We start from the raw sequence: 5,572 nt of genomic DNA, 5'->3' as shown, positions 1-5,572 counted from the left end.
GATCTTTAAAAACCAACAGCCGATAAGTGTGGGCGCTTGATGCGGGGTGCGGACCTGATCTTCGGATCGGGTCGAGGCAAAAGTATCAAGAGTCTCACACAGTAAAGAGGAAGGTTTGCCTGTTGAGAGACAGGTTAATCATCGTCAGTACGTTGAGTGAGCGACCGGTTCAGAGATGAACCGAAAACAGTAACAGGTTTGAACTGAAGAGTTTGATCCTGGCTCAGATTGAACGCTGGCGGCATGCCTTACACATGCAAGTCGGACGGCAGCGCGGGCTTCGGCCTGGCGGCGAGTGGCGAACGGGTGAGTAATACATCGGAACGTGTCCTGGAGTGGGGGATAGCCCGGCGAAAGCCGGATTAATACCGCATACGCTCGGGAGAGGAAAGCGGGGGCTCGCAAGACCTCGCGCTCAAGGGGCGGCCGATGGCAGATTAGGTAGTTGGTGGGGTAAAGGCCTACCAAGCCGACGATCTGTAGCTGGTCTGAGAGGACGACCAGCCACACTGGGACTGAGACACGGCCCAGACTCCTACGGGAGGCAGCAGTGGGGAATTTTGGACAATGGGGGCAACCCTGATCCAGCAATGCCGCGTGTGTGAAGAAGGCCTTCGGGTTGTAAAGCACTTTTGTCCGGGAAGAAAGCCCTTTCGATAATACCGGAGGGGGATGACGGTACTGGAAGAATAAGCACCGGCTAACTACGTGCCAGCAGCCGCGGTAATACGTAGGGTGCGAGCGTTAATCGGAATTACTGGGCGTAAAGCGTGCGCAGGCGGTGCTGTAAGACCGATGTGAAATCCCCGGGCTTAACCTGGGAACTGCATTGGTGACTGCAGCGCTGGAGTATGGCAGAGGGGGGTGGAATTCCACGTGTAGCAGTGAAATGCGTAGAGATGTGGAGGAACACCGATGGCGAAGGCAGCCCCCTGGGCCAATACTGACGCTCATGCACGAAAGCGTGGGGAGCAAACAGGATTAGATACCCTGGTAGTCCACGCCCTAAACGATGTCAACTGGTTGTCGGGCCTTCATTGGCTTGGTAACGTAGCTAACGCGTGAAGTTGACCGCCTGGGGAGTACGGTCGCAAGATTAAAACTCAAAGGAATTGACGGGGACCCGCACAAGCGGTGGATGATGTGGATTAATTCGATGCAACGCGAAAAACCTTACCTACCCTTGACATGGATGGAAGCCTGATGAGAGTTGGGTGTGCCCGAAAGGGAGCCATCACACAGGTGCTGCATGGCTGTCGTCAGCTCGTGTCGTGAGATGTTGGGTTAAGTCCCGCAACGAGCGCAACCCTTGTCCCTAGTTGCTACGCAAGAGCACTCCAGGGAGACTGCCGGTGACAAACCGGAGGAAGGTGGGGATGACGTCAAGTCCTCATGGCCCTTATGGGTAGGGCTTCACACGTCATACAATGGTCGGAACAGAGGGTTGCCAAGCCGCGAGGTGGAGCCAATCCCAGAAAACCGATCGTAGTCCGGATCGCACTCTGCAACTCGAGTGCGTGAAGCTGGAATCGCTAGTAATCGCGGATCAGCATGCCGCGGTGAATACGTTCCCGGGTCTTGTACACACCGCCCGTCACACCATGGGAGTGGGTTTCACCAGAAGTAGGTAGCCTAACCGCAAGGAGGGCGCTTACCACGGTGGGATTCATGACTGGGGTGAAGTCGTAACAAGGTAGCCGTATCGGAAGGTGCGGCTGGATCACCTCCTTTCCAGAGCTAGCATCTCTATCAAGTGCTCACGCTTATCGGCTGTGGTTAGCAGAAGAAACGCAGACAGACGCAGGGGTCTGTAGCTCAGTCGGTTAGAGCACCGTCTTGATAAGGCGGGGGTCGATGGTTCGAATCCATCCAGACCCACCATCTTTGTCTGTGGTGCTGACAGATCTCTGGGTGCGGGCAGATAGTCGTATCTGTAGTATGACTGGGGGATTAGCTCAGCTGGGAGAGCACCTGCTTTGCAAGCAGGGGGTCGTCGGTTCGATCCCGTCATCCTCCACCAATCTTCAATGCGCAGGGTTCTGCACGAGTGCAGAGCGTTGCGCATTGGCGATTGAGCCAGTCAGAGCGATGTGAGGCAACTCGCAATCGGCTGTCGTTCTTTAACAATCAGGAAGAAGTAGTAAAGAGATTCACGAAAGCGTACTTAGAGATGGGTAGGCGAGTAGGTGAATCAGGGTTGTGATTGTATCGATGTATTTTAAGGGCGATCGGAAGGTCGTCTTGGAATACGGCGCAACACGAATACTCAACCTGTAGCGGGTGAGTCTCGCGAAGAGACATACCTGTTATAGGGTCAAGCGAACAAGTGCATGTGGTGGATGCCTTGGCGATCACAGGCGATGAAGGACGCGGTAGCCTGCGAAAAGCTCCGGGGAGCTGGCAAACAAGCTTTGATCCGGAGATGTCCGAATGGGGAAACCCACTCCTAATGGAGTATCCATGACTGAATACATAGGTCATGTGAAGCGAACGCGGTGAACTGAAACATCTAAGTAACCGCAGGAAAAGAAATCAACCGAGATTCCCAAAGTAGTGGCGAGCGAAATGGGATCAGCCTGTACTCTTTATCTGTACTGTTAGTCGAATGCTCTGGAAAGTGCAGCCATAGCGGGTGATAGCCCCGTAGACGAAAACAGCATGGAAGAACTGGGTGTACGAGAAGTAGGGCGGGACACGTGAAATCCTGTCTGAAGATGGGGGGACCATCCTCCAAGGCTAAATACTCGTGATCGACCGATAGTGAACCAGTACCGTGAGGGAAAGGCGAAAAGAACCCCGGGAGGGGAGTGAAACAGATCCTGAAACCGCATGCATACAAACAGTCGGAGCCTCTTCGGGGGTGACGGCGTACCTTTTGTATAATGGGTCAGCGACTTACATTCAGTGGCGAGCTTAACCGATTAGGGCAGGCGTAGCGAAAGCGAGTCCGAACAGGGCGATTAGTCGCTGGGTGTAGACCCGAAACCAGGTGATCTATCCATGGCCAGGTTGAAGGCACGGTAACACGTGCTGGAGGACCGAACCCACTAACGTTGAAAAGTTAGGGGATGAGCTGTGGATAGGGGTGAAAGGCTAAACAAACCTGGAAATAGCTGGTTCTCTCCGAAAACTATTTAGGTAGTGCCTCGTGTATCACCTTCGGGGGTAGAGCACTGTCATGGTTGTGGGGTCCATTGCGGATTACTTCGCCATAGCAAACTCCGAATACCGAAGAGTGCAATCACGGGAGACAGACATCGGGTGCTAACGTCCGGTGTCAAGAGGGAAACAACCCAGACCGCCAGCTAAGGTCCCCAAATATGGCTAAGTGGGAAACGAAGTGGGAAGGCTAAAACAGTCAGGAGGTTGGCTTAGAAGCAGCCACCCTTTAAAGAAAGCGTAATAGCTCACTGATCGAGTCGTCCTGCGCGGAAGATGTAACGGGGCTAAGCCATATACCGAAGCTGCGGATGCACATTGATGTGCATGGTAGGAGAGCGTTCCGTAAGCCTGCGAAGGTGCACTGGAAAGTGTGCTGGAGGTATCGGAAGTGCGAATGCTGACATGAGTAGCGATAAAGGGGGTGAAAGGCCCCCTCGCCGTAAGCCCAAGGTTTCCTACGCAACGTTCATCGGCGTAGGGTGAGTCGGCCCCTAAGGCGAGGCAGAAATGCGTAGCTGATGGGAAGCAGGTTAATATTCCTGCACCATTGTTAAATGCGATGGGGGGACGGATCGCGGAAGGTTGTCCGGGTGTTGGAAGTCCCGGTCCTTGCATTGGAGAAGGCGCTTTGGCAAATCCGGGCGCGGAATTCAAGGGTGCGAGGCCATTCACTTCGGTGAAGAAGCAATCGGAAGTGGTTCCAAGAAAAGCCTCTAAGCTTCAGTTTAACAAGACCGTACCGCAAACCGACACAGGTGGGCGAGATGAGTATTCTAAGGCGCTTGAGAGAACCCGGGAGAAGGAACTCGGCAAACTGGTACCGTAACTTCGGGATAAGGTACGCCCCTGTAGCTTGACTGGCTTGCGCCAGAAGGGTGAAGGGGTTGCAATAAACTGGTGGCTGCGACTGTTTAATAAAAACACAGCACTCTGCAAACACGAAAGTGGACGTATAGGGTGTGACGCCTGCCCGGTGCCGGAAGATTAAATGATGGGGTGCAAGCTCCTGATTGAAGTCCCGGTAAACGGCGGCCGTAACTATAACGGTCCTAAGGTAGCGAAATTCCTTGTCGGGTAAGTTCCGACCTGCACGAATGGCGTAACGATGGCCACACTGTCTCCTCCCGGGACTCAGCGAAGTTGAAGTGTTTGTGATGATGCAATCTCCCCGCGGCTAGACGGAAAGACCCCATGAACCTTTACTGTAGCTTTGCATTGGACTTTGAACCGGTCTGTGTAGGATAGGTGGGAGGCTGTGAAGCGGGAACGCCAGTTTCCGTGGAGCCGTCCTTGAAATACCACCCTGATCTGTTTGAGGTTCTAACCTTGGCCCGTAATCCGGGTTGGGGACAGTGCATGGTAGGCAGTTTGACTGGGGCGGTCTCCTCCCAAAGTGTAACGGAGGAGTACGAAGGTACGCTAGGTACGGTCGGAAATCGTGCTGATAGTGCAATGGCATAAGCGTGCTTGACTGTGAGACTGACAAGTCGAACAGGTGCGAAAGCAGGTCATAGTGATCCGGTGGTTCTGTATGGAAGGGCCATCGCTCAACGGATAAAAGGTACTCTGGGGATAACAGGCTGATACCGCCCAAGAGTTCATATCGACGGCGGTGTTTGGCACCTCGATGTCGGCTCATCTCATCCTGGGGCTGTAGCCGGTCCCAAGGGTATGGCTGTTCGCCATTTAAAGAGGTACGTGAGCTGGGTTTAAAACGTCGTGAGACAGTTTGGTCCCTATCTGCCGTGGGCGCTGGATATTTGAAGGGGGCTGCTCCTAGTACGAGAGGACCGGAGTGGACGAACCTCTGGTGTACCGGTTGTCACGCCAGTGGCATCGCCGGGTAGCTATGTTCGGAAGAGATAACCGCTGAAAGCATCTAAGCGGGAAACTCGCCTTAAGATGAGATATCCCCGGGGCTTCGAGCCCCTTGAAGGGTCGTTCAAGACCAGGACGTTGATAGGTCAGGTGTGCACGTGCAGTAATGCACTGAGCTAACTGATACTAATTGCCCGTAAGGCTTGATCCTATAACAGGTGTGTCTCGACACCGTTAGTGCTTCAGCTGCCGGCCGGCGTGAGTGCTTCAGCACTTGCGCCGGGCCCATGCAAAGCGCCTGCGGGTGTCCGATCCCCGAAGAAGGGGATACGCTGGAACTCCAGAAGGAGTGACCAGAACACGCGGTTGAGTGATCGATGTTGTGCCAGAAACAACGCAACTCCCACACGAATCCTTTACGCTTCTTCCCGATTGGCTGTGGCGCGAAAACCCGCGACGCAGCAACCCGTCATGCCTGATGACCATAGCGAGTCGGTCCCACCCCTTCCCATCCCGAACAGGACCGTGAAACGACTCCACGCCGATGATAGTGCGGATTGCCCGTGTGAAAGTAGGTAATCGTCAGGCTCCT

Annotated in this window: 2 tRNA genes and 3 rRNA genes; all 5 read left to right on the top strand. The window is 54.2% G+C overall.

What is annotated here, in order from left to right:
• Positions 1-200 precede the first annotated feature (200 nt).
• The 5 genes from GXB81_RS30285 (at position 201) to rrf (ending at position 5,568) form a co-directional block, all read left to right on the top strand.
• Positions 201-1,731: ribosomal RNA gene (locus tag GXB81_RS30285) — 16S ribosomal RNA — on the top strand.
• A gap of 73 nt (positions 1,732-1,804) precedes the next feature.
• Positions 1,805-1,881: transfer RNA gene (locus tag GXB81_RS30280), tRNA-Ile, on the top strand.
• A gap of 63 nt (positions 1,882-1,944) precedes the next feature.
• A tRNA-Ala gene (locus GXB81_RS30275) sits at positions 1,945-2,020 on the top strand.
• A gap of 292 nt (positions 2,021-2,312) precedes the next feature.
• Positions 2,313-5,191: ribosomal RNA gene (locus tag GXB81_RS30270) — 23S ribosomal RNA — on the top strand.
• A 263-nt stretch (positions 5,192-5,454) separates the two neighbouring features.
• Positions 5,455-5,568 (top strand): 5S ribosomal RNA (gene rrf, locus GXB81_RS30265).
• Together the 16S, 23S and 5S rRNA genes with 2 tRNA genes alongside form the textbook arrangement of a ribosomal RNA operon.
• Positions 5,569-5,572: the final 4 nt, after the last annotated feature.

Source organism: Paraburkholderia sp. Ac-20336, from assembly GCF_017105025.1.
In the GTDB taxonomy this organism is placed as follows: Bacteria; Pseudomonadota; Gammaproteobacteria; order Burkholderiales; family Burkholderiaceae; genus Paraburkholderia.
Note: the sequence above shows the minus strand (reverse complement) of the source record. Positions and strands in the feature narration are given on the sequence as shown.